25 protein-coding genes are annotated in these 25,201 nt (G+C 59.5%); 10 read left to right on the top strand and 15 right to left on the bottom strand.

Annotation, left to right across the window (positions count from 1 at the left end):
* Positions 1-104: 104 nt before the first annotated feature.
* Entirely contained in the window at positions 105-1,304 is a 1,200-nt protein-coding gene (gene tyrS, locus ACI77D_RS23975; protein ID WP_064454362.1) for a tyrosine--tRNA ligase, read from the bottom strand.
* A gap of 209 nt (positions 1,305-1,513) precedes the next feature.
* On the opposite strand from tyrS, the gene ACI77D_RS23970 reads away from it, so the two are divergent.
* The gene (locus ACI77D_RS23970) at positions 1,514-2,926 is read left to right on the top strand and encodes a peptidoglycan DD-metalloendopeptidase family protein (RefSeq protein ID WP_221295751.1); all 1,413 of its coding nucleotides are present in this window, start codon (positions 1,514-1,516) and stop codon (positions 2,924-2,926) included.
* Between the two features lie 3 nt (positions 2,927-2,929).
* Positions 2,930-4,021 carry an anhydro-N-acetylmuramic acid kinase gene (locus tag ACI77D_RS23965; RefSeq protein ID WP_262666372.1) on the top strand — a complete coding sequence of 364 codons (1,092 nt, stop codon included), beginning with the start codon at positions 2,930-2,932 and terminating at the stop codon, positions 4,019-4,021.
* 78 nt (positions 4,022-4,099) lie between these two features.
* Here the strand turns inward: ACI77D_RS23965 and erpA are convergent, their stop codons facing one another.
* Together erpA and argC are read right to left on the bottom strand one after the other, a co-directional pair.
* Positions 4,100-4,450 carry an iron-sulfur cluster insertion protein ErpA gene (erpA, locus tag ACI77D_RS23960; RefSeq protein WP_003176443.1) on the bottom strand — a complete coding sequence of 117 codons (351 nt, stop codon included), beginning with the start codon at positions 4,448-4,450 and terminating at the stop codon, positions 4,100-4,102.
* A gap of 154 nt (positions 4,451-4,604) precedes the next feature.
* A complete protein-coding gene (gene argC / locus ACI77D_RS23955; RefSeq protein WP_407017614.1) occupies positions 4,605-5,639 on the bottom strand; it encodes an N-acetyl-gamma-glutamyl-phosphate reductase in 1,035 nt (344 codons plus the stop codon).
* Positions 5,640-5,775: 136 nt separating this feature from the next.
* On the opposite strand from argC, the gene hemJ reads away from it, so the two are divergent.
* The 6 genes from hemJ to coq7 all read left to right on the top strand — a co-directional run bounded on the left by hemJ (position 5,776) and on the right by coq7 (position 10,227).
* Positions 5,776-6,204 carry a protoporphyrinogen oxidase HemJ gene (gene hemJ, locus ACI77D_RS23950; RefSeq protein WP_064454366.1) on the top strand — a complete coding sequence of 143 codons (429 nt, stop codon included), beginning with the start codon at positions 5,776-5,778 and terminating at the stop codon, positions 6,202-6,204.
* Positions 6,205-6,228: 24 nt separating this feature from the next.
* The gene (locus ACI77D_RS23945; RefSeq protein WP_407017613.1) at positions 6,229-7,191 is read left to right on the top strand and encodes an NAD(P)H-dependent flavin oxidoreductase; all 963 of its coding nucleotides are present in this window, start codon (positions 6,229-6,231) and stop codon (positions 7,189-7,191) included.
* Positions 7,192-7,260: 69 nt separating this feature from the next.
* Positions 7,261-8,226, top strand: a complete 966-nt coding sequence (locus tag ACI77D_RS23940; protein WP_064454368.1) for a DUF805 domain-containing protein — start codon at positions 7,261-7,263, stop codon at positions 8,224-8,226.
* Positions 8,227-8,289: 63 nt separating this feature from the next.
* On the top strand, positions 8,290-9,078 hold the full coding sequence (locus ACI77D_RS23935; RefSeq protein WP_064454369.1) for an SDR family oxidoreductase: 789 nt from the start codon (positions 8,290-8,292) through the stop codon (positions 9,076-9,078).
* Positions 9,079-9,123: 45 nt separating this feature from the next.
* Positions 9,124-9,462: a histidine triad nucleotide-binding protein gene (locus ACI77D_RS23930; protein ID WP_003210943.1), complete on the top strand. Its 339-nt coding sequence runs from the start codon at positions 9,124-9,126 to the stop codon at positions 9,460-9,462.
* 117 nt (positions 9,463-9,579) lie between these two features.
* On the top strand, positions 9,580-10,227 hold the full coding sequence (coq7, locus tag ACI77D_RS23925) for a 2-polyprenyl-3-methyl-6-methoxy-1,4-benzoquinone monooxygenase (RefSeq protein ID WP_053258296.1): 648 nt from the start codon (positions 9,580-9,582) through the stop codon (positions 10,225-10,227).
* Between the two features lie 64 nt (positions 10,228-10,291).
* On the opposite strand, the gene ACI77D_RS23920 is transcribed toward coq7, so the two are convergent.
* The gene (locus tag ACI77D_RS23920; RefSeq protein ID WP_017138086.1) at positions 10,292-10,714 is read right to left on the bottom strand and encodes an OsmC family protein; all 423 of its coding nucleotides are present in this window, start codon (positions 10,712-10,714) and stop codon (positions 10,292-10,294) included.
* A gap of 249 nt (positions 10,715-10,963) precedes the next feature.
* Between ACI77D_RS23920 and crp the strand changes: the two genes are divergently transcribed.
* On the top strand, positions 10,964-11,608 hold the full coding sequence (gene crp / locus ACI77D_RS23915) for a cAMP-activated global transcriptional regulator CRP (protein WP_064454370.1): 645 nt from the start codon (positions 10,964-10,966) through the stop codon (positions 11,606-11,608).
* Here crp and ACI77D_RS23910 read toward each other — a convergent pair.
* From ACI77D_RS23910 to ACI77D_RS23895, 4 genes are all read right to left on the bottom strand, one after another.
* Positions 11,605-12,300: a biotin/lipoate A/B protein ligase family protein gene (locus tag ACI77D_RS23910; RefSeq protein WP_407017612.1), complete on the bottom strand. Its 696-nt coding sequence runs from the start codon at positions 12,298-12,300 to the stop codon at positions 11,605-11,607. The genes crp and ACI77D_RS23910 overlap by 4 nt on opposite strands.
* A gap of 138 nt (positions 12,301-12,438) precedes the next feature.
* Entirely contained in the window at positions 12,439-13,275 is an 837-nt protein-coding gene (gene trpC / locus ACI77D_RS23905) for an indole-3-glycerol phosphate synthase TrpC (RefSeq protein WP_064454372.1), read from the bottom strand.
* Positions 13,272-14,321: an anthranilate phosphoribosyltransferase gene (trpD, locus tag ACI77D_RS23900; protein WP_407017611.1), complete on the bottom strand. Its 1,050-nt coding sequence runs from the start codon at positions 14,319-14,321 to the stop codon at positions 13,272-13,274. The genes trpC and trpD overlap by 4 nt, the downstream gene beginning before the upstream one ends.
* A gap of 9 nt (positions 14,322-14,330) precedes the next feature.
* Positions 14,331-14,924 carry an aminodeoxychorismate/anthranilate synthase component II gene (locus tag ACI77D_RS23895; RefSeq protein WP_053258301.1) on the bottom strand — a complete coding sequence of 198 codons (594 nt, stop codon included), beginning with the start codon at positions 14,922-14,924 and terminating at the stop codon, positions 14,331-14,333.
* 423 nt (positions 14,925-15,347) lie between these two features.
* On the opposite strand from ACI77D_RS23895, the gene estP reads away from it, so the two are divergent.
* Positions 15,348-17,270: an esterase EstP gene (gene estP, locus ACI77D_RS23890; protein WP_407017610.1), complete on the top strand. Its 1,923-nt coding sequence runs from the start codon at positions 15,348-15,350 to the stop codon at positions 17,268-17,270.
* Between the two features lie 132 nt (positions 17,271-17,402).
* Here estP and trpE read toward each other — a convergent pair whose 3' ends face one another.
* The 7 genes from trpE to ACI77D_RS23855 form a co-directional block, all read right to left on the bottom strand.
* Positions 17,403-18,884 (bottom strand): anthranilate synthase component I, encoded by a 1,482-nt coding sequence (gene trpE, locus ACI77D_RS23885; RefSeq protein WP_128589081.1) that lies wholly within the window; start codon positions 18,882-18,884, stop codon positions 17,403-17,405.
* A 68-nt stretch (positions 18,885-18,952) separates the two neighbouring features.
* Positions 18,953-19,771, bottom strand: coding sequence for a phosphoglycolate phosphatase (locus ACI77D_RS23880; RefSeq protein WP_053258304.1), 819 nt, complete (start codon positions 19,769-19,771; stop codon positions 18,953-18,955).
* Positions 19,768-20,442 carry a ribulose-phosphate 3-epimerase gene (rpe, locus tag ACI77D_RS23875; RefSeq protein ID WP_236379111.1) on the bottom strand — a complete coding sequence of 225 codons (675 nt, stop codon included), beginning with the start codon at positions 20,440-20,442 and terminating at the stop codon, positions 19,768-19,770. Before rpe ends, ACI77D_RS23880 begins: the two co-directional genes overlap by 4 nt.
* Before the next feature lie 83 nt (positions 20,443-20,525).
* Positions 20,526-21,674 carry an iron-containing alcohol dehydrogenase gene (locus tag ACI77D_RS23870; RefSeq protein ID WP_064454377.1) on the bottom strand — a complete coding sequence of 383 codons (1,149 nt, stop codon included), beginning with the start codon at positions 21,672-21,674 and terminating at the stop codon, positions 20,526-20,528.
* Between the two features lie 215 nt (positions 21,675-21,889).
* On the bottom strand, positions 21,890-22,714 hold the full coding sequence (locus ACI77D_RS23865) for an ABC transporter permease (RefSeq protein WP_407017609.1): 825 nt from the start codon (positions 22,712-22,714) through the stop codon (positions 21,890-21,892).
* A 12-nt stretch (positions 22,715-22,726) separates the two neighbouring features.
* Positions 22,727-23,959 (bottom strand): ABC transporter permease, encoded by a 1,233-nt coding sequence (locus ACI77D_RS23860; RefSeq protein ID WP_053258306.1) that lies wholly within the window; start codon positions 23,957-23,959, stop codon positions 22,727-22,729.
* A gap of 197 nt (positions 23,960-24,156) precedes the next feature.
* Positions 24,157-25,197, bottom strand: coding sequence for an ABC transporter substrate-binding protein (locus ACI77D_RS23855; RefSeq protein ID WP_064454379.1), 1,041 nt, complete (start codon positions 25,195-25,197; stop codon positions 24,157-24,159).
* Positions 25,198-25,201 lie beyond the last annotated feature (4 nt).

Raw genomic sequence — 25,201 nt, 5'->3', positions numbered from 1 at the left:
CCTGCGTAACTCTTTGTTTACCAAGGAGTTTTCCGTTTCGACTGCGCCGGAAGTGGGGCGAATTATAGACAGATATAAATCGCCGTCAACACCTAATTCCAGCTTTATTCGGATTTGAGCGTAATACGCGCAAATGCCTTCTTGCCGGCCTGGCAAACGTGGGTAGCGCCCAGCTCGTATATAAAGGTGCGATCCACAACCTCACCATCTATACGCACACCACCGGAACCCAAAAGGTCGCGAGCAACCGCGGAATTCTTCACCAGACCCGCCTTATTAAGGACGGCAGCAATCGGCATCGCCTCAGCAGCAGTCAATTCGATCTCCGGCAGATCATCCGGCAGCTCGCCATCCTTCATACGGTTACCCGCTGCACGGTGAGCATTGGCCGCAGCCTCCTCACCATGGAAGCGCGCCACAATCTCTTCCGCCAACTTGATCTTCACATCACGCGGATTGGCGCCCGCCTCGACTTCAGCGCGCAGTGCATTAATCTCGTCCATCGAGCGGAAGCTCAACAGCTCGAAGTAACGCCACATCAATGCATCTGGAATCGAAACCAGCTTACCGTACATAACACCCGGCGCTTCTTGGATACCCACATAGTTACCCAAGGACTTGGACATCTTCTTGACGCCGTCCAACCCCTCCAGCAACGGCATGGTCAGAATGCACTGGGCCTCTTGACCGTATGCGCGCTGCAGCTCACGCCCCATCAGCAGGTTGAACTTCTGGTCAGTGCCGCCCAGCTCAACGTCTGCGCGCAATGCCACCGAGTCATACCCTTGTACCAGCGGGTAGAGGAACTCATGGATAGCGATAGGCTGATTGGTGGAGTAGCGCTTGTCGAAGTCATCACGCTCAAGCATGCGCGCTACGGTGTACTGGGATGTCAGGCGAATGAAATCCGCCGGCCCCATCTGATCCATCCAGGTGGAGTTGAATGCCACCTCGGTCTTGGCCGGATCGAGAATCTTGAACACTTGGGTCTTATAGGTCTCGGCATTATCGAGAACCTGCTCACGAGTCAACGGCGGACGCGTCGCGCTCTTGCCGCTCGGATCACCGATCATCCCGGTGAAGTCACCTATAAGGAAGATCACCTGGTGCCCCAGTTCCTGGAACTGGCGCAGCTTATTAATAAGCACGGTGTGACCCAGGTGTAGATCCGGCGCTGTCGGATCAAAGCCAGCCTTGATACGCAGGGGTTGGCCACGCTTGAGCTTTTCGATCAGCTCGGCCTCGACCAACAGTTCTTCCGCACCACGTTTTATCAGCGCTAGCTGCTCTTCAACCGACTTCATAACAGACCCGCAAGGCTCAGATTCAAAAGGGAACCAACCATACAAGATCAGGGACTAATTACAAGTTTTGCCCTGCGCACGGACACCGTTCAGCAAGCCCAGCGTTCGCGAGCTTGCGCCACAGATGATTTGGTTATATTTTATACAGTTATTTCATCTTCATCATGTCATTCATCTTTTCCATTTCATCTTCAAAGTCAAAATTACTTATGACCACAGAACCGTCTAAAGCGCCGCCGCTTTACCCGAAGACCCACCTGCTCGCCGCAAGTGGTATCGCCGCCCTTCTCAGCCTGGCACTCCTGGTATTCCCTTCCAGTGACGTAGAAGCCAAACGAACATCCCTGAGCCTTGACCTGGAAAGTCCAGTTGAACAACTGACACAAGATCAAGACGCTTCCGACGCGCAACAAGCCACAAACGCACCAGCCGAATCACCATTTGCACAGATAGAAAGCACTCCCGAAGACACTCAACACGCCGCTCAAGAGCAGCCTGCTGCGGTTGTCCCAAAGAATCCCCTGCACCGCGAAGTAATCGTCGCCAAAGGCGATACGCTTTCAACGCTGTTCGAAAAGGTCGGCCTGCCCACTGCTACTGTTAATGAGGTGCTGGCCAGCGATAAACAAGCCAAGCAATTCACCCAGCTCAAACACGGCCAGAAGCTTGAGTTCGAATTGGCACCCAATGGCCAGTTGAAGAACCTGCACAGTAATGTCAGCGACCTCGAGAGCATTACCCTCACCAAGGGCGCCAAAGGCTTTGCCTTCAACCGCATCACCACCAAACCGGTTATGCGCTCCGCCTACGTACACGGTGTGATCAACAGTTCATTGTCACAATCGGCCGCCCGCGCCGGCTTGTCACACAGCATGACCATGGACATGGCCAGCGTGTTTGGCTACGACATCGATTTCGCCCAGGACATTCGCCAGGGTGACGAATTCGACGTGATATACGAACAAAAAGTCGCCAACGGCAAGGTGGTCGGCACCGGCGCCATTCTTTCCGCGCGCTTCACCAACCGTGGCAAGACCTACACCGCTGTGCGCTACACCAACAAACAAGGCAATAGCAGCTACTACACGGCTGACGGCAACAGCATGCGCAAAGCCTTCATCCGCACGCCAGTGGACTTTGCTCGCATCAGCTCGCGCTTCTCCATGGGTCGCAAGCATCCAATCCTGAACAAAATCCGCGCCCACAAAGGCGTCGACTATGCCGCTCCACGCGGCACGCCAATCAAAGCGGCCGGTGATGGCAAGGTCCTGCTGGCCGGACGTCGCGGTGGCTACGGCAATACCGTAATCATCCAGCACGGCAACACCTACCGCACGCTGTACGGCCATATGCAAGGGTTCGCCAAAGGCGTCTCCACGGGCAGTAACGTGAAGCAAGGCCAGGTGATCGGCTACATCGGCACCACGGGCCTGTCCACCGGCCCGCATTTGCACTATGAATTCCAGGTGAATGGCGTCCACGTCGATCCATTGGGTCAGAAACTGCCGATGGCCGACCCCATCGCCAAAGCCGAGCGCGCGCGCTTCCTGCAACAAAGCCAGCCGTTGATGGCACGCATGGACCAGGAGCGCTCCACCCTGCTGGCCTCGGCGAAGCGTTAAGGTATGCCGCTCTATATAGGTGTGATGTCCGGGACCAGCCTTGATGGCCTGGATATCGCCCTGATCGAACAAAACCCGGCGATCAACTTGATCGCCACGCACTACATCCCTATGCCAGACACCCTGCGCGCAGAGCTGCTAAGCCTGTGCGCCAGCGGCCCGGACGAAATCGCTCGTTCGGCCATTGCCCAGCAACACTGGGTGACACTTGCAGCCCAAGGCATTCACGCCTTGCTGGGCCAGCAGCACCTCATGCCTCATGACATTCGCGCAATTGGCAGCCACGGCCAGACTATTCGCCACGAACCTGCACGCGGCTTCACCGTACAGATCGGCAACCCGGCCCTGCTGACCGAGCTGACTGGCATTACTGTCGTCAGTGATTTTCGCAGTCGCGATGTCGCCGCCGGGGGCCAGGGCGCACCATTAGTGCCTGCCTTTCATGAAGCATTGTTCGGGGAACATACCGGTAACCGCGCGGTGTTGAATATCGGCGGGTTCAGCAACCTTAGCCTGATCGAGACCGGCAAACCTGTAGCCGGCTTCGACTGCGGCCCAGGCAACGTCCTGCTCGACGCCTGGATTCACCATCAACGTGGCGAACAATTTGATCGCGACGGCCAATGGGCCGCCAGTGGCAAAGTCGAGATTCAGTTGCTTAACGCGCTACTCAGCGACCCATTCTTCCTGACCCGGGGCCCCAAAAGTACCGGGCGTGAAGTCTTCAACTTGGGATGGCTGCAACATCACCTTGGCAGATTGCCAGCCTTCCAACCCCGGGATGTACAAGCAACCCTGCTTGAACTGACCGCGTTGACCATCGTCGAGTCCCTGCAAGCGGCACAAGCCGACACCGAGACGTTACTGGTGTGTGGCGGCGGCGCGCATAACGCAGCAGTCATGAGCCGTTTGGCGGCGCTGTTGCCGTCCACCCAGGTCAGCAGCACCGCGACTTACGGCGTGGACCCCGACTGGGTTGAAGCCATGGCCTTCGCCTGGCTGGCCCATTGCTGCCTGGAAGGCATCGCCGCCAACCGCCCCAGCGTCACCGGCGCACACGGGCTGCGGGTACTGGGCGCGATCTACCCCGCCTGACTACCCCTTCAGAATCTGCAGACAGCAAAACGCCGCTTGGCCTATTAAGCCAAGCGGCGTTTTTGTTTCCGTTGCCGATCAGATCGAGAACGAAGACCCGCAACCACAGGTCGTGGTGGCGTTAGGGTTTTTGATCACGAAACGCGAACCTTCAAGACCTTCCTGGTAATCCACCTCGGCACCTGCCAGGTATTGGAAGCTCATCGGGTCCACGACCAGGCTGACGCCCTCGCGCTCAACGATGGTGTCGTCATCGGCTACATCTTCATCGAAGGTAAAACCGTACTGAAACCCTGAACAACCGCCGCCCGTAACGAATACGCGCAGCTTCAAGCGATCATTACCCTCTTCATCGACCAGGCTCTTCACCTTGTGCGCAGCACCGTGGGTGAATTGCAAAGCCGTGGGGGTGAAGGATTCAACGCTCATGCTGATAATCTCCCGGCGTACCGCCGCCATATGCGTAATGACGGGCATTATCCGCTTCTCCTAGAAAAGCGGTCAACTATTATGGGAGCAGAGGCCAGCTTCAAGCCGTTAAGCTTCAAGCTGGCCGCTGACAACTTGAGGCTATCAGCTGCTTTTAAGGCAACATGCCTCCGTGGGACAGGCCCAGCTTCTCATCCAGGCCAAACAAGATGTTCATGTTCTGTACCGCCTGGCCCGACGCGCCCTTGACCAGGTTATCGATCACCGACAACACCACCACCAGGTCGCCATCCTGCGGCCGATGAACCGCAATACGGCACACGTTTGCACCGCGCACGCTGCGGGTTTCGGGGTGACTGCCGGCAGGCATCACATCGACGAACGGTTCATTGGCATAGCGCTTTTCAAACAGCGCCTGCAGGTCTACCGAGCGATCGACAACGGTTGCGTACAGCGTGGAGTGAATGCCACGGATCATCGGCGTCAGGTGCGGAACGAAGGTCAGGCCCACATCCTTACCGGCAGCACGACGCAGCCCCTGGCGGATTTCAGGCAAGTGACGATGCCCTTTTACTGCATAGGCCTTCATGCTTTCCGACGTCTCGGAGTACAGAGAACCCACTGCAGCACCACGACCGGCGCCGCTGACACCCGACTTGCAGTCCGCGATCAGGCGCGAAGTATCCGCCAACCCCGCTTCCAGCAATGGCAGGAACCCCAACTGCGTCGCGGTTGGATAGCAACCTGGCACCGCAATCAGGCGCGCTTGCTTGATTTGCTCGCGATTGACTTCCGGCAGGCCATACACCGCCTCCTCCAACAACTCAGGGGCGCCATGCGGCTGGCCGTACCACTTGGCCCACTCATCGGCGTCCTGTAAACGGAAGTCAGCCGACAGGTCGATGACTTTGGTACCCGCAGCAAGCAGTTCGCCAGCCAGTGCATGGGCCACCCCGTGCGGGGTAGCAAAGAACACCACATCACACGCGCCAAGGGTCTTGATGTCCGGAACGCTGAACGCCAGGCCGTCGTAGTGGCCTCGCAGGTTCGGGTACATATCGGCAACGGCCAGCCCGGCCTCGGATCGGGAAGTGATGACCACCACCTCAGCTTGCGGATGCTGAGCCAACAGACGCAGCAATTCGACACCGGTGTAACCCGTGCCGCCGACGATACCGACCTTGACCATAAACCTGCCCTCAACGAACCCACTGGAAAGCCGTCGATAATAGGGGCCGTATCGTCCTGCGACAACCGCCAACGTGACGTAAGGGCGCATGAGCCACTACTATCTTCAGTTACCGTGAACCTGGGAATAACTAGAAATGCTCTATCTATGGGTCAAAGCCTTCCACATCGTCAGTATCGTCTGCTGGTTTGCCGCGCTGTTCTACCTGCCACGCCTGTTCGTCTACCACGCCCAAAGTGAAGACACCGTCAGCAAAGAACGCTTCAGCATCATGGAGCGCAAGCTCTACCGCGGCATCATGGGCCCGGCGATGATTGCCAGCCTGGTGTTCGGCGGCTGGCTGATCTACCTCAACCCCGCCATCTTTCAATCCGGCGCGTGGATCCACGCCAAGCTGACGCTCGTGGTGCTGCTCATCGGCTACCACCATATGTGCGGCGCCCAGGTAAAACGCTTCGCCCGTGGCGAAAACACCCGCAGCCATGTCTTTTATCGCTGGTTCAACGAAGTGCCCGTTCTGATATTGCTGGCTATCGTAATTTTGGTCGTGGTCAAACCGTTCTAATTTCAATTACTCGGGGTACCTCCAATGTCACTGCCTGCTTTGCTCGAACAACGTCTGCGCCTGCCCGTGGTGGCGGCGCCGATGTTTCTGATTTCCAACCCGCAACTGGTCCTGGCGTGCTGTCGCAATGGGGTGGTCGGGAGTTTCCCGGCGCTCAACCAGCGCGAGAGCAGCGGCTTCAAGGCCTGGCTGGAAGAAATCGAAGCGGGCCTGGCGCAACTGGACAACCCTGCGCCATATGCCGTGAACCTGATCGTGCACAACAGCAACCCACGCCTGGAAGCCGACTTGGCGATTTGCGTCGAGCACAAAGTGCCGATCGTCATCACCAGCCTGGGCGCAGTAAAGGAGTTGGTCGATGCCGTGCACAGCTACGGCGGCCTGGTGTTTCACGACGTGACCACTCGGCGCCATGCCGAGAAAGCCGCAGAAGCCGGTGTTGATGGCCTGATTGCCGTGGCCGCAGGCGCCGGTGGCCATGCCGGCACGTGGAGCCCATTTTCTCTGATTGCCGAGATTCGCCAATTCTTCGATAAAACCCTGCTGCTGGCCGGCTGCCTCAACCATGGGCACGAGATCCTCGCCGCCCAAGTGCTGGGCGCAGACCTCGCCTATTTCGGCACGCGCTTTATCGGCACCACTGAAAGCCACGCCACGGATGCCTATAAAGAGATGCTGCTCACATCGCGCGCCGCCGACATCGTGCACACTCCCGCAGTCTCCGGCGTACCGGCGAGCTTCATGCGCCAAAGCCTGGAAAACGCCGGTTTCGACCTCGCTGCCTTACAAGGCAAAGGTGAAGTAAACTTCGGCTCCAAGCTCAAGCCGTTGAGCGACGAAGCCAAAGCCTGGAAGACCGTATGGTCCGCCGGCCAGGGCGTCGGTGAGATTAATGATTTGCCCAGCGTCGATGAACTGATTGCCCGCCTGGATGCCGAATACCGCAAGGCACGCGAGCACTCGGCACAACTTCGCTGGCCACGCTGATAACCGCCAGGCCTGCTGACCGAAGTCGGCCTGTACTCCTTCCCTGATTCAAGTGACAAGGATGCCCGCATGAGCGACAACCGTTTCAAGATTGTGTTTGACGGAGCCCTGCTCCCGGGTGTCGAAAGCACCACTGCCAAGCTGAACCTCGCCGAACTGTTCAAAAGCGATGTGGCAGCCATCGAAAAGCTTTTTACCGGCCGCCCGGTCGCGCTCAAGCGTGACCTGTCCCGCTCCGATGCCGAAACCTACCTCACGGCGCTGAAAAACGCCGGGGTCGATGCACGTATCGAACCTGAGCAACCCGTGGCCTTCAGCCTGGCCGAAGCTCACGAGACGGATACCCGCGCGTCTGACTTCTCGCGTTCCGCTGCTTCGCCCTATGCTCCGCCGCGTGCGGCAGTGGGTGACCACACCGAGGAGTACTCGACACTCAAGGTCTTCACCATCAACGGGCGTATCGGCCGTCTCCGGTATCTCGCCTGGACGCTGGTGTTGACCCTGGCAATGCTGGTCGCTGGCGGCATCATCAGCACCGCGAGCTTTGCCGTGGCGACCGCCTCACCGACCGCCGGCATCATTCTCGGCTCGCTGCTGGGCTTCGCGCTGGTTGTTGCGATTGTCTGGGTCAGTGTGCAAATCGGTGTGCAACGCCTGCACGACCTGGGTTGGTCGGGCTGGCTGTGGTTCCTGCACCTGGTGCCTTTGGTGAACAGCGTCTTCCCGATCCTGTTGCTGGTATTGCCGGGTAATGCAGGCGCCAACCAATACGGCGCGCCGCCTCCGCGCAACTCCACCGCGGTAAAAGTGTTGGCTGCCCTGTGGCTGGCATTCATTCCGGTGATGTTCGCCATTGTGGTGGCGCTGGGTATGAACGGCTACTTGAACCAACTCGAAGCCAATATGGACAGCAGTTACGAAAGCAGCTCCATCACCTCCGATGACGCCACCGATCAAAGCGTCACTGTTGATGAAGAAGAAGGCGCGCAAAGTGCTGACGACACGGCCGAACCTGTAGACTCTCCAGAACAGTGAAGAAACGCCCGCCGCCTGTGATGCCTCTGTCACAGGCCCGGCGGCGTTGCGATGGAGAAAGGCATGACCCGTTACGCTCTGATCACCGGTGCCTCCAGCGGCATCGGCCTGGCTTTGGCCGAAGCACTGGCCCGTCGCGGCCGCAGCTTGATTCTGGTGGCCCGCCAGCGTGATCAGTTGGAAAGCATTGCAATTGAATTGACTCAACGCTTCGGCGTCGAGGTGCTGTTTCGTGCCTGCGACCTGGGCGAGCCGCTGCGCTTGTCCGGGTTTCTGCTGGAACTTGAAGAAGGTGAGCGCCAGATAGACCTGCTGGTCAATTGCGCCGGCATGGGCACCAGCGGGCCATTCCTGGCCCAGGACTGGATGACTGAACAAGACCTGATCGAAGTCAACATCCTGGCCCTGACCCGCATGTGCCATGCCCTTGGTAACGCCATGGCCCTCAATGGTGGGGGCCAGATTCTCAACGTTGCCTCGGTCGCAGCCTTTCAGCCTGGCCCGTGGATGAGCAGTTACTACGCCAGCAAGGCGTATGTGTTGCACTTCTCCGAAGGCTTGCGCGAAGAGTTGAAGACCTGCGGCATCAAAGTCTCGGTACTGTGCCCCGGCCCTACGCGCACTGCGTTCTTCGGCACCGCCCAAATGGACACCGCCAAGCTGGACCGCAGTAAGCAACTGATGAGCCCCGAAGAAGTTGCGCTCTACACCGTGCGTGCGCTGGAAAGAAACAAAGCCATCATCATTCCCGGGCGACGCAACCGTTGGCTGGCCTTCAGCCCGCGTTTCAGCCCTCGCTGGCTGACACGCAAGATCGCCGGTGCGATCAACAAGGCCTATTGCCCACGCTGACTGGCTGGGTACACTCCCCTGCACTTTCACAATGGAGAAACAGCTGTGGATACTCTGTTCACCAAGATCATCAACAGGGAAATACCCGCGAAGATCATCTATGAAGATGACCAGGTCCTCGCCTTCCACGATATTGCCCCAATGGCGCCCGTGCATTTTCTGGTGATTCCGAAAAAGCCTATTCGTACCCTCAACGACCTGACCGAAGAAGACAAAGCCCTCGCTGGACACATTTTGTTCACCGCTCAGCGATTGGCGGTGGAGCAAGGCTGCGAGAAGGGCTTTCGCGTGGTCATGAACTGCAATGAGGATGGCGGGCAGACCGTTTATCACATTCATATGCACGTGCTGGGTCAGCGCCAGATGAACTGGCCACCGGGCTGATCAACCCTGCAACCACGGTCGCAGCCCCGGGCTGCGACCCAATGCCCTTGACTCAGCGCAAACGCTTCACCCTCTCTTGCGGTAAACTGACCGCCGAGATTCTTCCCGGAGGTCAGCATGACTACCCAACGTCACTACTCGCCGATTGACCGTCTGTTGCTGCAAGCCGACACGGCCATGCGCACGCTGTTGCCGTTCAGCGGCCAACCGTACCGCCCATCGCCTGCCATCGTGCAGCCCGACGCGCAGATGAGCGAGACCGACACCCGCCACGTTGCCGGCCTGATGCGCATCAACCATACCGGAGAAGTCTGTGCCCAGGCGTTGTACCAAGGCCAGGCGCTGACCGCCAAGCTGCCGCAAGTACGGGCAGCGATGGAACATGCGGCCGAAGAAGAGATCGACCACCTGGCCTGGTGCGAGCAACGCATTCGCCAGCTCGGTAGCCATCCCAGCGTGCTCAACCCACTGTTTTACGGTTTGTCGTTTGGTATCGGCGCCGCCGCCGGCTTGATCAGCGACAAGGTCAGCCTCGGTTTTGTCGCCGCCACGGAACATCAGGTCTGCAAACACCTGGATGAACACCTGGAGCAACTGCCGGCCGAGGACGAAAAGTCTCGCGCCATTCTTGAGCAGATGCGTATTGATGAAGAACATCACGCAGATAGCGCACTGGATGCGGGCGGCTTCCGCTTCCCGGCGCCGGTGCGGTTTGGTATGAGCCTGCTGGCCAAAGTAATGACCAAAAGCACCTATCGCATCTAAGTGCGTCAAAACTGATCCACAAAAAAGGGCGCTATCGAAGCGCCCTTTTCTTTTGCGGTGTGTCTCAACCTAACTCAATGATCTCGTAATCATGAGTGATAGCCACACCGGCCGCGCCGAGCATGATCGACGCCGAGCAATACTTCTCAGCTGACAGCTCAATGGCTCGCTTGACCTGGGCTTCCTTCAGCGCCCGACCCTTCACCACGAAATGCATGTGGATCTTGGTGAACACCTTGGGATCTTCGGTGGCGCGCTCGGCTTCCAGGAAGGCTTCGCAGCTTTCCACGGCCTGACGGGATTTCTTCAGGATGCTGACCACGTCGAAGTTGCTGCAACCGCCTACCCCCAGCAGGAGCATTTCCATCGGGCGTACGCCCAGGTTACGGCCACCGGCGTCCGGCGGGCCATCCATGACCACTACATGGCCACTGCCCGACTCACCGAGGAACATGGCCTCGCCCGCCCATTGGATGCGTGCCTTCATCGCCCAGACTCCACTGCTAAAAAAGGGTCGCCAGCTTAGCACAGGGCTTTGAAACAGCAGCGCCCAGCATGAAAGCTGTAAATAGCAGTCTTTGCCCGGTAAATTCCTTAATCGAAGCAGAATGTGTCTGTTAAGCTGGCGCCAATTCAATGGCGCATTGCCATCCTTTGTACAGCGTGTCTCAATGCCGACACCGCTGGATAAAAAAATAAATCCAACCACACCGTGCAGTCTTTCCGGGATACAACCATGGTTGCTCTTACTCCCACACCCAAGATCAAGAACCTCGACAAACTGTTGATGCATTGCCAGCGCCGGCGTTATCCGGCCAAGCACAACATCATCTGCGCGGGCGAACGTTCGGAAACACTGTTCTTCATTATCAAGGGCTCGGTCACCATCCTGATCGAGGATGAAGAGGGCCGCGAAATGATCATCGCCTACCTCAATACCGGCGATTTCTTTGGGGAACTGGGGTTGTTTGAACAGGCGGGCAAAGAGCAGGAACGCAGCGCCTGGGTGCGGGCCAAGGTCGAGTGCGAAGTCGCTGAAATCAGTTACACGAAGTTCCGCGAACTGGCCCAGCATGATCCCGACATCCTGTACGCCCTGAGCGGTCAGATCGCCCAGCGGCTGCGCGACACCACACGCAAAGTGGGTGACCTGGCGTTCTTTGATGTCACCGGACGCGTGGCCCGTTGCCTGCTGGAGCTGTGCAAGCAACCGGACGCCATGACCCATCCTGACGGCATGCAGATCAAAGTCACGCGCCAGGAAATCGGGCGCATTGTCGGCTGCTCACGGGAAATGGTCGGTCGCGTGCTCAAGGACTTGGAAGAACGCAACCTCGTGCACGTCAAAGGCAAGACGATGGTGGTGTTCGGTACGCGTTAAACCGGCAGGAACCCGGCCAGCATCTGACGGTACAACGCATCCAGACGGGTGATCGCATCCGGCGCGGGAAAGGCTTCGTGCAAGGCAATATGGCTGTCGGCACGCACCCGCTGGTCGAGGCCACACGCTTCATTGAAGCGATTGACCGCCGCAATCAACTCCTCGCGGTCGTTATCCAGCAACAAAGCACCGTGCACCAAACCCACCGGGCGGCCGCCGCTTTGCCGCCAGCGCTGGGCGGTGCCCACCATCTTGCGACCGTTGAGGTTGACGTTGTAACGGCCATCGCAGAAGGCGCCGTCAATCTCACCGACACTGGCATCACCGCCCAACGCAATCAGAAAGTCACAGATCGGCTGGCACAAACGCTGGTAGCCGGTTTCGATCCGCCCTTGATCGCCTTCACTGCGCGGCGGTGCGTAAACCAGCGCGATATTAACGGTCGCAGCAGATTGCGGCACCGGTTCACCGCCGGTTTCGCGCAGCAATACCGGCCAACCGGCATCGGCCGAGACTTGGCTGGCCGCATCAAAAGCCGGCAAGCGGCTCAACCGGCGCGGCATGACCAAGGCCTGATCACTGGGCTGCCAGAACAGCAGGCCGAATTCTTGCTCGCCCGCGCAAACGGCCGCCAGCAGGTCCTGCTCGGCGGCAAGGCCTGCTTCAACTGTCATCGGCACTGGCTTGAGCATCGAACACCTATTTCTATGAATAGACACAAAACCAAATGTGGGAGTTGGCTTGCCTGCGATAGCATCACCTGGGGGTAACTGCTACACCGAGGTGTCTGCATCGCAGGCAAGCCAGCTCCCACACTGACCGCACTTCAATCAATCCAGGGTCGAACCGCTGACGGCCACGCCACGCTCAGGGAAGAACAGGCGTTGCAGTTCCGCGCCCGGGTTCTCGGCGCGCATGAAGGTCTCGCCCACCAGGAACGAATACACACCGCTGATTTCCATCAGTTCCACGTCGGCGCGGTTGACGATGCCACTTTCGGTAATCACCAGGCGATCGCGTGGAATACGTGGCAGCAGGTCGAGGGTGTTTTCCAGGCTGACTTCAAAGGTGTGCAGGTTACGGTTGTTGACCCCCACCAGCGGTGTGTCGAGGGTTTTCAGCGCTCGCTCAAGTTCGTCGCCGTCGTGCACTTCAACCAGCACGTCCAGGCCGACGCTTTTGGCGACTGCCGCCAACTCCGCCATTTTCACGTCATCCAATGCGGAGACGATCAGCAATACGCAGTCGGCGCCCAAGGCACGGGCTTCGACGATCTGGTAAGGGTCGACCATGAAGTCCTTGCGGATCACCGGCAACTTGCACGCGGCGCGAGCCTGCTGCAGGAACAGATCGGAGCCCTGGAAGTAGTCGATATCGGTCAGCACGGACAAACACGTGGCACCGCCCTTCTCGTAGCTCTTGGCAATGTCTTCAGGAATGAAGATCTCGCGAATCACGCCCTTGCTGGGTGAAGCTTTTTTGATCTCGGCAATGACGGCGGGCTGCTTTTCCTTGGCCTGCTTGATCAAGGCATTGGCAAAGCCACGCGGTGCATCGGCGCTTTTCGCCAGGCCTTCCAACTCGGCCAGGCTGACACGGGCGCGGCGCTCGGCGACTTCTTCAGCCTTGCGGGCCAGAATTTTTTCCAGAACGGTCGGAACACTCATTCTTCATTCTCCATTTTGAACACCGCAGTAAAGGCACCCAGCTCTTCGAGTTTCTCGCGAGCAAGCCCGGTGTGCAGAGCATCATGAGCGAGGGCCACGCCCTCTTTAAGACTGTAGGCGTGATCCGCGGCATACAGCGCCGCACCGGCATTGAGCACAATCATTTCTGCCGCTTTCTGGCCGTTCTCAGTCTTGCGGCGCCCCAGGGCATCACGAATCAGCTCAAGAGACGCTGCAGGGCTTTCTACGGACAGTCCATGCAAACTCTGGCTTTTCATACCAAGGTCTTCAGGCTCGACCCAATATTCAGTGACCTCGTCATTCTTCAGCTCCGCCACAAAGGTTGGGGCGGCCAGGCTGAATTCGTCCAGGCCATCTTTGGAATGCACCACCAGCACATGCTTGCTGCCCAGGCGCTGCAGGACTTCAGCCAATGGCCGACACAGTGCCTGGCTGAACACGCCTACCACCTGATGTTTCACACCGGCCGGATTCGTAAGCGGGCCGAGCATGTTGAACAGGGTGCGCAGGCCGAGGTCCTTGCGCGGGCCGGCGGCGTGTTTCATCGCGCCGTGATGGGACTGGGCAAACATGAAGCCAATGCCGACGCTGTCGATGCAGCGCGCCACTTGCACTGGCGTCAGGTTCAGGTAGATCCCGGCGGCTTCCAACAGGTCGGCACTGCCGCTCTTGCCGGAGACCGCACGGTTACCGTGCTTGGCCACGGTGCAGCCAGCCGCTGCGACCACAAAGGACGCCGCCGTGGATACGTTGAAAATATTCGCACCGTCACCGCCGGTGCCGACCACATCGACCACACCGTCGAGGGTCTTGAGTTCGACCTTGTCCGCCAGCTCACGCATGACCGATACGGCGCCGACGATTTCGTCGATGCTTTCGCTCTTCATGCGCATCGCCATCATGAACGCGCCAATCTGCGCATCGGTGCATTGGCCGGTCATGATCTCGCGCATCACATCGCTCATTTCAGCGGTGCTCAGGTCCAGGTGGCCGACGATACGGCTCAGGGCAGTCTTGATATCCATGGAAAGTCCTTAGCGCGTGCCGCCGCTTTGCTTGAGAAAGTTGGCGAACAGCTCGTAGCCCTGCTCGGTCAGGATTGACTCGGGGTGAAACTGCACCCCTTCGATATTCAGTGTCTTGTGGCGCAGGCCCATGATCTCGTCGACCGAGCCGTCTTCCAGTTGGGTCCAGGCCGTCAGTTCCAGGCACTCGGGCAGGGTTTCACGCTTGACCACCAGCGAGTGGTAGCGGGTTACCGTCACCGGCAGGTTCAAACCGTGGAATACACCGAGGTCCTTATGGAATACCGGGCTGGTCTTGCCGTGCATCACCTGGCGCGCCCGCACCACATCACCGCCAAAGGCCTGACCGATGGACTGGTGGCCCAGGCACACGCCCAGAATCGGCAACTTGCCGGCGAAATACTGGATGGCTTCGAGAGAGATGCCCGCTTCGGTCGGCGTGCAAGGGCCAGGCGAAACCACGATGCGCTCCGGGTTCAGGGCAGCGATTTCGGCAACCGTCAGTTCATCGTTACGCACCACCTTGACCTCGGCACCGAGTTCGCCCAGGTACTGCACAACGTTGTAGGTAAAGGAATCGTAGTTATCAATCATCAGCAACATGTGGGTTCAAACCTCTTGAATTCACTGATTTCGAATGACCGCCTTCCAAGAGAGTGTCCCGCTGCCAGACGCACGTTCCGGTTGCCAGGGTTAGCCGGCAAGGGGCGTCGAACAACGGGTGAAGAAGGCAAATCGGTACAGGTCCGGCCGGGCCGGCAGAGAAAAATGTCAGGCGCGCCAACGCCAACGGGCGTGTGCCTTGACTACTCGCATCAAGAGTTTGCTGATGATCAACACGGGAAGGGTCTCATTCATACGTTCAGGCACAGTAACGTAGCCTCGCCAGCGGTGCAATATGGAGCAGCGAATACGGGGGAATCACTACGACTTCTTTATAGGAAAAAACTGTTTTCTTCGAAGAAAACCCTCACTACATTGCTAGTGTTTCGCGTCCGATACAAAAACAACTAAATGGAATTTCGCATGCTCAGACCACCGTTTTTCGCTCCCCTCGCTGGCGCTCTCTTGTCCCTGGCCTGCGCGCAGGCGTTTGCAGCCCCTTCACCCTATTCAACCATGGTCGTTTTTGGCGACAGCCTGGCAGACGCCGGCCAGTTCCCCGATGGCTCGGCCGGCGCCACTTTGCGCTTCACCAACCGCACCGGGCCGACCTTTCAGGGCGACTATGGCCTTGTCTCATCGACCCTCCTGGGTGCGAAACTGGGTGTAGCGCCCAACGACCTGAATGCCTCCACCTCGCCGGTTCGCGCGGCACAAGGCCTGCCTGACGGGAACAACTGGGCGGTCGGCGGCTACCGTACCGACAACATCCTGGACTCCATCACCTCAGTCTCCAATGCGGCGATTCCGCCTGGAAACCCCGGTGGCGGCACCGTTTTGCGCAGTCGCCAGGGTTATCTGCCGACAAACGGCGGGCGGGCCGACCCGAACGCGCTGTATTTTCTGTCCGGTGGCGGCAATGACTTCCTGCAAGGGCGTGTGCTCAGCCCGGGTCAAGCCGTTGCCGCGGGTGGGCGCCTGGCGGACAGCGCCCAAGCCCTGCAACAGGCCGGGGCTCGCTACATCATGGTGTGGATGCTGCCCGACCTGGGCTTGACCCCCGCCATCAACGGCACGCCGGCGCAGGCAGCAAGCTCGGCCCTGAGCGGCATCTTCAACCAGTCACTGGTGCAACGCCTGTCGCAGATCGATGCCCAGATCATCCCGCTGAACATCCCGCTGCTGTTAAACGAAACCTTCGCTGACCCAGCCCGCTTCGGCTTGGCCTCCGGGCAAAACCTCACGGGCACCTGCTTCAGCGGCAACAGTTGCACCGCCAACCCGACCTACGGCATCGGCGGCACCCAGCCGGACCCGACCAAGCTGATCTACAACGACTCGGTCCACCCCACCATCGCCGGCCAACAACTGATCGCCGACTACGCCTATTCCCTGCTCGCAGCCCCCTGGGAAATCACCTTGCTGCCGGAGATGGCCCAAGGCACCTTGCGCGCCCACCAGGATGAACTGCGCAACCAGTGGCAAGCCGACAACGGCAACTGGCAAGCCGTCGGCCAATGGCGCGCGATCGTGGCCGGTGGTGGCCAGCACTTGGACTTCGATGATCAACGCAGCTCGGCCAGTGGCGACGGCAGTGGCTACAACGTGAATGTCGGCGGCAGCTATCGGCTCGACGACAGTTGGCGCGTCGGTGTGGCCGCCGGGCTGTATCGCCAGACACTCGAAGTCGGCGCCCGCGACTCGGACTACACGCTCAACAGCTACATGGGCACCGCCTTCGCTCAATATCAGCAAAATCACTGGTGGGCCGATGCCGCGCTGACCGGCGGCAAGCTGGACTTCGACAGCCTCAAGCGCAAGTTCGCCCTGGGCGTCAGCGAAGGCTCCGAAAAAGGCGACACCGATGGCTGGCTCTGGGCCTTGAGCGGACGAGTGGGCTATGACATTGCCGGCGTCGGCAGCGATTGGCACCTGTCACCGTTTATCAGCGCCGACTATGCGCGGGTCGAAGTGAACGGTTATTCGGAAAAGGACAGCCGCTCCACGGCACTGACGTTTGATGATCAGCAACGCGACTCCAAGCGTCTCGGCGTCGGCCTGCAGGGCAGCTACCGCGTCACCCCGCAAACCCAAGTATTTGGCGAAGTGGCCCACGAGCACGAGTTCGAAAACGATGCTCAGAAGGTCAACATCTCACTCAACAGCGTGCAGGGAATCGACTTCAAGCTGGACGGCTACACACCTCGCAGCAATTCGGATCGCTTGAACCTCGGCATCAGCCACAAGCTGACTCAGGAGCTGGCGTTGCGGGCGGTGTATAACGTGAGGAAGGATGACAGCCTGACCCAGCAAGGGGTGAGTGTCGGGGTGAGTCTGGATTTCTAAACGGGTCTGAAACACGCTACAAAACAATGGTGGGAGCTGGCTTGCCTGCGATGCAGACACCTCGGTGAATCAGGTACACCGAGGTGATGCTATCGCAGGCAAGCCAGCTCCCACATGTTCCAGCGCCAGCCGTTAACCCTGAGGAGTCTGCTCGGCCAACGCCACAGCCCGGAACATCGCGCGGCGTTTGTTCAGCGTCTCTTCCCATTCGAGCGCCGGCACCGAGTCAGCAACAATCCCGCCACCCGCCTGCACGTGCAGCTCGCCGTCCTTGATCACGGCGGTGCGGATCGCAATCGCGGTGTCCATGTTGCCGTTCCAGGCGAAATACCCCACGGCGCCGCCGTAGACACCACGCTTGACCGGCTCCAGTTCGTCGATGATTTCCATCGCGCGAATCTTTGGCGCACCCGACAACGTGCCCGCCGGCAGAATCGCGCGCAACGCGTCCATCGCGGTCAACCCGGCTTTCAGCTCGCCGGTGACGTTGGACACAATGTGCATCACGTTGGAATAACGCTCGATCACCATCTTCTCGGTCAACTTCACCGAACCGATTTCCGAGACGCGCCCAGTATCGTTACGGCCCAGGTCGATCAGCATCAAGTGCTCGGCAATTTCCTTGTCGTCACTGAGCAAGTCTTCTTCCAGCGCCAGATCAGCCTCTTCGGTCGCGCCACGCGGGCGAGTGCCGGCGATCGGGCGCACGGTAATCAGGTTGTCTTCGACGCGCACCAGCACTTCCGGTGAACTGCCCACCACGTGGAAGTCGCCGAAGTTGAAGAAATACATGTACGGCGTCGGGTTGAAGCAACGCAGCGCGCGATACAGGTCAATCGGCGCAGCCTTGAAGTCGATGGACATGCGTTGCGACGGCACCACCTGCATGCAATCACCGGCCAGGATGTATTCCTTGATCGTGTCGACCGCGCGCTCGTAGTCATCCTGAGTAAAGCTTGAACGAAAGATCGGATCGGCAGCAGGCGGACGGCTGAGGTCCAGGCCACGACGCGGGGTGATCGGCTGGCGCAGTTTTTCCAGCAGGGCTTCCAGGCTGGCCTGGCCTTGCTCGAAGGCATCGGCCTGGGAAGGGTCGGCGAGGACAATCGCGTGCATCTTGCCGGCGAGGTTGTCGAACACCACCACCGCGTCGGAGACCATCAACAGAATGTCCGGCACGCCCAGCGGGTCTGGATTCGGGCATTTGCCCAGGCGTTTTTCCACATAACGCACACAGTCGTAGCCGAAATACCCCACCAGGCCGCCGTTAAAGCGCGGCAGGCCGGCAATGGTCGGCACGTTGTAGCGCGCCTTGAACGCTTCGACGAAGGCCAGCGGGTCTTCAACGTCGTGGCTTTCGATCTCGACGCCGTCCTGCGTGATGCTCACATGGTGATCATGCACGCGCAGCACGGTGCGGCATGGCAGGCCGATGATCGAGTAACGGCCCCACTTCTCGCCGCCCTGTACCGATTCCAGCAGGTAGGAATTGGGCTCGTCGGCAAGTTTCAGGTAGATCGACAGCGGCGTATCGAAGTCGGCCAGGGTTTCGCAGGCCAAGGGGATACGGTTATAGCCGGCAGCGGCCAAACGCAGGAATTCTTCGCGGTTCATGAGGTGCCTCGTGGCTTGAGGGTCAAACGGTCAGGTGTGCAAACATGCCGCAGCGCGGCCAGGATCAGTCAGGCGCGCCAACGCCAGCGGGCCAGGGCCTTGATGACTTTCATCCAGAGTTTGCGAGTGACCACCACGATGGGATTTCCAGAAGGGGACGGTTCGGTGTCGGGCAACGTTATCTCAGCGCCCGCTCCCAAGCAACCGGGTATTAGCAGTCGCAGGTCATCAATCACCAGTGCCGGCGATTCTTCGGCAATCGGACGACCATGGTTGTAGCCGTAACTCAGGGCCACGCACTGCACACCGGCGGCTTTTGCGGCCAGCACGTCACTGCGCGAATCGCCGACAAACAACGATTGGGATGCCGGGATGTTGGCCATTTTCATCACGAAAAACAGCGCTGCCGGGTCGGGTTTCTTCTGCGGCAAAGTATCGCCACCGATGATCCAGCGGAAGTAACGGCCGATTTTCATCTGGTCCAACAGCGGCGCGACAAAGCGCTCCGGCTTGTTGGTGATCAGGGCCATTTCCACGCCCTGCTTGTGCAGCCATTTGAGCGTGTCGCGCACGCCGGGGTAAACCACGGTCAGTTCGTGGCTGCTTTCGTAGGCTGCATTGAACAATTCCAGGGCGTGCTCGGCTTCGACATCATCGACGCCTTCAGCCTCGATATGGTTGGCCAGGGCCCGGCGCACCAGCATCTGCGCGCCATTGCCGACCCACTCGCGTACCGACTCGATACCCGCCGGCTTGCGCCCCAGCTTGAGCAGCATCTCGTCCACCGCCGCCGCCAGGTCAGGCACCGAGTCGATCAACGTACCGTCCAGATCGAACATCACCAGCCGTGGCAGTTTGCCGGGGAACAGCCGCTCAAAACCGCTCATGGACGCGCCAGCGCGAGTTCGGCACGCATCTTGTCGATGACTTCCTGGTAGTCCGGGGCGTTGAAGATCGCCGAGCCGGCCACAAAGGTATCGGCCCCGGCGGCGGCGATCTCACGGATATTGTTGACGTTAACCCCACCGTCGATTTCCAGGCGGATATCACGCCCAGACGCATCGATCAGCGCGCGGGCTTCGCGCAGCTTGTTCAAGGTGCCGGGGATGAACTTCTGGCCACCGAAGCCTGGGTTGACGCTCATCAGCAGGATCATGTCGACCTTGTCCATCACGTACTCAAGCACGCTCAACGGGGTCGCCGGGTTGAACACCAGGCCCGCCTTGCAACCGCCTTCGCGGATCAGTTGCAGGGTGCGGTCGACGTGCAGCGAGGCTTCCGGGTGGAAAGTGATGTAGGTCGCGCCAGCGTCAACGAAGTCGCCGATGATGCGATCCACCGGGCTGACCATCAGGTGCGCATCAATCGGCGCGGTGATGCCGTACTTGCGCAGTGCGGCGCACACCATCGGGCCGATGGTCAGGTTGGGCACGTAGTGGTTGTCCATGACATCGAAGTGCACGAAATCGGCACCGGCGGCCAATACCTTGTCCACTTCATCACCCAGGCGGGCAAAATCGGCGGAGAGAATCGATGGAGCAATGACGAAGGGCTGCATGACGCACCTTTTTGAGCTAAATCACGATGGCGCGCATTGTATACCTCATGCTTTGCCATGCGCACCGTGACCTCACTCAACGGTTAGTAAGCTGCCCGGTAGATTTTCTCGATATCCGCTGCGCTGAGCTTGCGTGGATTGTTGCGCATCAGGCGTTCGATACCCGCCGCTTCCGTGGCCATGGCCGGGATTGCATCCTCGGGTATCCCAAAGCTGCGCAGGCCCGAAGGGATTTCCACTGCGGCACACAGTCGCGTCATCGCCTCAACCGCCTGGTCGGCTGCGTCGTTGATGCTGAGCCCGGTGACATTGACCCCCATCGCCTGGGCAATGTCCTGCATGCGCTCGACACACGCCAGCTTGTTCCAGTGCATCACGTAGGGCAGCAACAGCGCGTTGCTCACACCGTGGGCAATATTGAATCGCCCGCCCAGCGGGTAGGCCAACGCATGCACCGCGCCCACCCCGGCATTGCCGAACGCCATACCGGCCATCAGGCTGGCAGTGGCCATGTCATCGCGTGCTTGCAGGTTGGCCGGGTTGGCGTAGGCCTTGGGGAGCGCATTGGCAATCAGTTTGATCGCGCCAATGGCCAGGGCATCGGTGATCGGCGAGGCATTCAGTGACAGGTAGGATTCGATGGCGTGCACCAAAGCATCCACGCCACTGGCGGCGGTGACACTGCGCGGGCACGTGAGCGTCATTTGCGGGCTGATCAGCGCGACGTCCGGCAGCAGGTAATCGCTGACGATGCCTTTTTTCAGCTGTGCCACTTTGTCCGAGAGGATCGCCACATTGGTCACCTCCGAGCCGGTACCGGCCGTGGTCGGGATGGCGATCAGCGGCGGGCCCTTGCGCGGCACCTGGTCAACGCCGAACAAGTCCGCCAGGGCGCCGTGGTAACCGGCATAGGCCGCAACGCTTTTGGCAATGTCGATGGCACTGCCGCCGCCCACACCGATCAGGCCGTCATGCCCGCCTTCGCGGTATGCGCGCATGCAGTCTTCGACGATGGCGATTTCCGGGTCGGGCAGCACACGGTCGAAGATTTCATAGGGCCGCTCGCCCAAGTGTTCCAACGCCAGCGCCACGGTGCCGGACTTGACCAGCGCGGCGTCGGTGACGATCAGCGGGTTATCCACATCCAGGCGTGTGAGTTCGGCGGCCAGTTGTTCGATGGCGCCAGCGCCGGTCAACAGTTTGTGGGCGATCTTGAATGAGGAAGTGCTCATGTGCGCGGCCTCTCGTTAATGTTGGGCTTGCACAAGAGTAGCTGAGGCAAATGGGTTGTCTGCCATTCAGCGGCTGAATGGTCATTATCTGAATAAACACAAACCAATGTGGGAGCGGGCTTGCTCGCGAATGCGGTGTGTCAGTTAAAGATGCATTGACTGACACACCGCATTCGCGAGCAAGCCCGCTCCCACATTTTGAGCTCGGTTTGGCCTCAGACCTGTGCAGTGCGCAGTTTTTCGCTGCGGCCTCGTAGCCATTCCAGTGTCAGCAACAGCAGCACCGAGAAGGCAATCAGCAAGGTCGCCGCTGCGGCAATCGTCGGGCTGAGGTTTTCACGGATGCCGCTGAACATCTGCCGAGGCAAGGTTGCTTGCTCAGGGCCGGCAAGGAACAGCGTCACGACCACTTCATCGAATGACGTGGAGAACGCAAACAGCGCCCCGGAAATCACCCCGGGCGCAATCAACGGCAAGGTCACCCGACGAAACGCAGTCAACGGCGAAGCGCCCAGGCTGGCGGCCGCCCGTACCAGGTTATGGTTGAAGCCCTGCAAGGTCGCCGACACCGTGATAATCACAAACGGCACGCCCAACACCGCATGCACCACAATCAGCGAGAAGAAACTGTTGCCCAGCCCCAATGGCGCAAAGAACAGGTAACTGGCCACGCCGATAATCACTACCGGCACCACCATCGGCGAAATAACCAGCGCCATCACCAGCGCCTTGCCGGGGAAGTTGCCGCGGGTCAGGCCAATCGCCGCCAGGGTGCCGAACACCATTGCCAGCACGGTGGCCGCCGGGGCAACGATGATGCTGTTCTTCAGTGCGCGCAACCATTCGGCCGAGGCGAAGAAGTCCTGGTACCAGTGCAGCGAGAAACCTTGCAGCGGGTACACCAGGAAACTCCCGCTGTTGAACGACAGCGGGATAATCACCAGTACCGGCAATATCAGGAACAGCAGGATCAAGCCGCACAAGATCCGCAAGCTGTAGAACCACACCCGTTCCACCGGTGACATATAAGGGCTCAGCATCGCAAGGTCTCCTCAGCTCAGGCGCAGGCGACTGGCGCCCACCAGCCGGTTGTAGATCAGGTACAGCAGCACGGTCGCCAGCAGCAGTAAGCCGCCCAATGCCGTGGCCATGCCCCAGTTGATGCTGGTGTTGGTGTAGAAGGCTACAAAGTAGCTGACCATCTGGTCGTTCGGGCTGCCCAGCAGTGCCGGCGTAATGTAGTAACCAATCGCCAGGATGAACACCAGCAGGCAACCGGCGCCGACACCGGCATAGGTCTGCGGGAAGTACACGCGCCAGAAGCTGGCGAACGGGTGGCACCCCAGGGAGATCGCCGCCCGCATATACGTGGGCGAGATGCCTTTCATCACGCTGTAGATCGGCAGGATCATGAACGGCAGCAGGATATGCACCATGGAGATGTACACGCCGGTGCGGTTGAACACCAATTCCAACGGTTTATCGATCAGGCCCACACTCATCAGCGCGCTGTTGATCAGCCCACCGGATTGCAGCAACACAATCCACGCTGCCACGCGCACCAGGATCGAGGTCCAGAACGGCAGCAACACCAGGATCATCAGCAAGTTACTTTTGCGTGCCGGCAGGTTGGCCAGCAAGTAGGCCAACGGGTAAGCCAGCAGCAGACAGATGAAGGTAATCACCAGGCCCATCCAGAACGTGCGGGCGAAGATGTCCAGGTAGATCGCCTGGTCCGGCGTTGCCGGGGCGACTTCGCCGAGGTCATCAATGCGGTGATCGACGGCCGCCAACAGGTAGTAAGGCGTAAGGCTGCTGGTATTGCGCCGGATAGCCTGCCAGTACGCCGGGTCGCCCCAGCGCTCGTCGAGGGTTTCCAGCGCCTGTTTATAAGAGGCAGGCGCTTCGGTAAACGGCAGCGCCCGCGCGGTTTTGGTCAGCAGGCTACGGTAGCCGGCCAGTTCCATGTTCAAGCGTTTGGACAGGTCGCCCAGTGTCTGGTTTTTACGCGCTTCGCCCAGGTCTTCGCTGAGTGCCTGATACACCGGTTCACCCGGCAGACCACGACCATCCCAGGTCTTGACCGCCACCACGGTACGCGGCAAACCACCCACCACTTCCGGGTTGCCGACGCTTTTGTAAAGCAGCGCAACGATCGGCACCAGGAACACCAGCAGCAAAAACAACACCAATGGCGCAATCAAGGCTTGGGCCTTCCAGCGGTTGAGCCGCTCGGCACGCGCCAGGCGCTGCTTGAGGGTGGGGCTGGGAATGGCGATAACCATGGCAAACTCCGGAACTTAAAAATGAATGCGCTCTGCCCAACACAACAGATCCCAAATGGGAGCGGGGTTGTGTGGGAGCGGGCTTGCTCGCGAATGCGATGTGACAGTCAGCGCATGAAGCGACTGATCCACCGTATTCGCGAGCAAGCCCGCTCCCACACTTACCGGTTCGCACAAGGATTTAGCGGTGTTGCTGGTTACTTAGCAGCCCACGAATTGAAGCGCTGCTCCAACTGCTCGCCGTTATCCGCCCAGAAGCTCACGTCGATCTGCACCTGGTTGGCAATGTTTTCCGGCGTGGTCGGCATATCCTTCAACACATCCTTGGCCAGCAACGGCACAGCCTGGGTATTGGCCGGGCCGTAGGCGATGTTTTCCGAATAGGTCTTTTGCTGTTGCGGCTGTACCGAGAAGGCGATGAACTTCTTCGCCGCTTCCGCGCGGTCCTTGGCCAAGCCTTTAGGGATGGCCCACGCGTCGAAGTCGTAGATGCCGCCGTTCCAGACTACTTTCAGGTTGCTTTCTTTTTGCACGGCGGCGATGCGACCGTTGTAGGCAGAGCTCATGACCACGTCGCCAGAAGCGAGGTACTGCGGTGGTTGGGCGCCAGCTTCCCACCATTGGATCGACGGTTTGAGTTCATCCAGCTTCTTGAATGCACGGTCCTGGCCATCTTTGCCGGCCAGCACTTTGTACACGTCCTTCGGTGCCACACCGTCAGCCATCAAGGCGAATTCCAGGGTGTACTTGGCGCCCTTACGCAGGCCGCGCTTTCCGGGGAATTTCTTGGTGTCCCAGAAATCCGCCCAACTGGTCGGTGCGCTGGTCAGCTTGTCGGCGTTGTAGGCCAGCACGGTAGACCACACGAAGAAACCCACGCCGCAGGGCTGGATCGCGCCTTTGACGTAGTCGCCAGGGTTACCGAACAGTTTGGGGTCGAGCGGCTCGAACATGTCTTCGTCACAGCCACGGGACAGCTCCGGCGACTCCACTTCCACCAGGTCCCAGGACACGCTCTTGGTGTCGACCATGGCTTTGACCTTGGCCATTTCACCGTTGTACTCGCCGGCGACGATCTTGCCGTTGCCCGCACTTTCCCACGGTGCATAGAAGGCCTTGACCTGGGCCGCCTTGTTCGCGCCACCAAAGGACACGACCGTCAGGTCCGGGCCTGCCATGGCCTGTGTCGCGCCCATCAGGCCTAAAGCCAGGGCGGAATATTTAAGGGATCTCAACATTGTT

This window comes from Pseudomonas sp. O39 (assembly GCF_045447295.1).
Taxonomy (GTDB): domain Bacteria; phylum Pseudomonadota; class Gammaproteobacteria; order Pseudomonadales; family Pseudomonadaceae; genus Aquipseudomonas; species Aquipseudomonas antarctica_A.
Note: the sequence above shows the minus strand (reverse complement) of the source record. Positions and strands in the feature narration are given on the sequence as shown.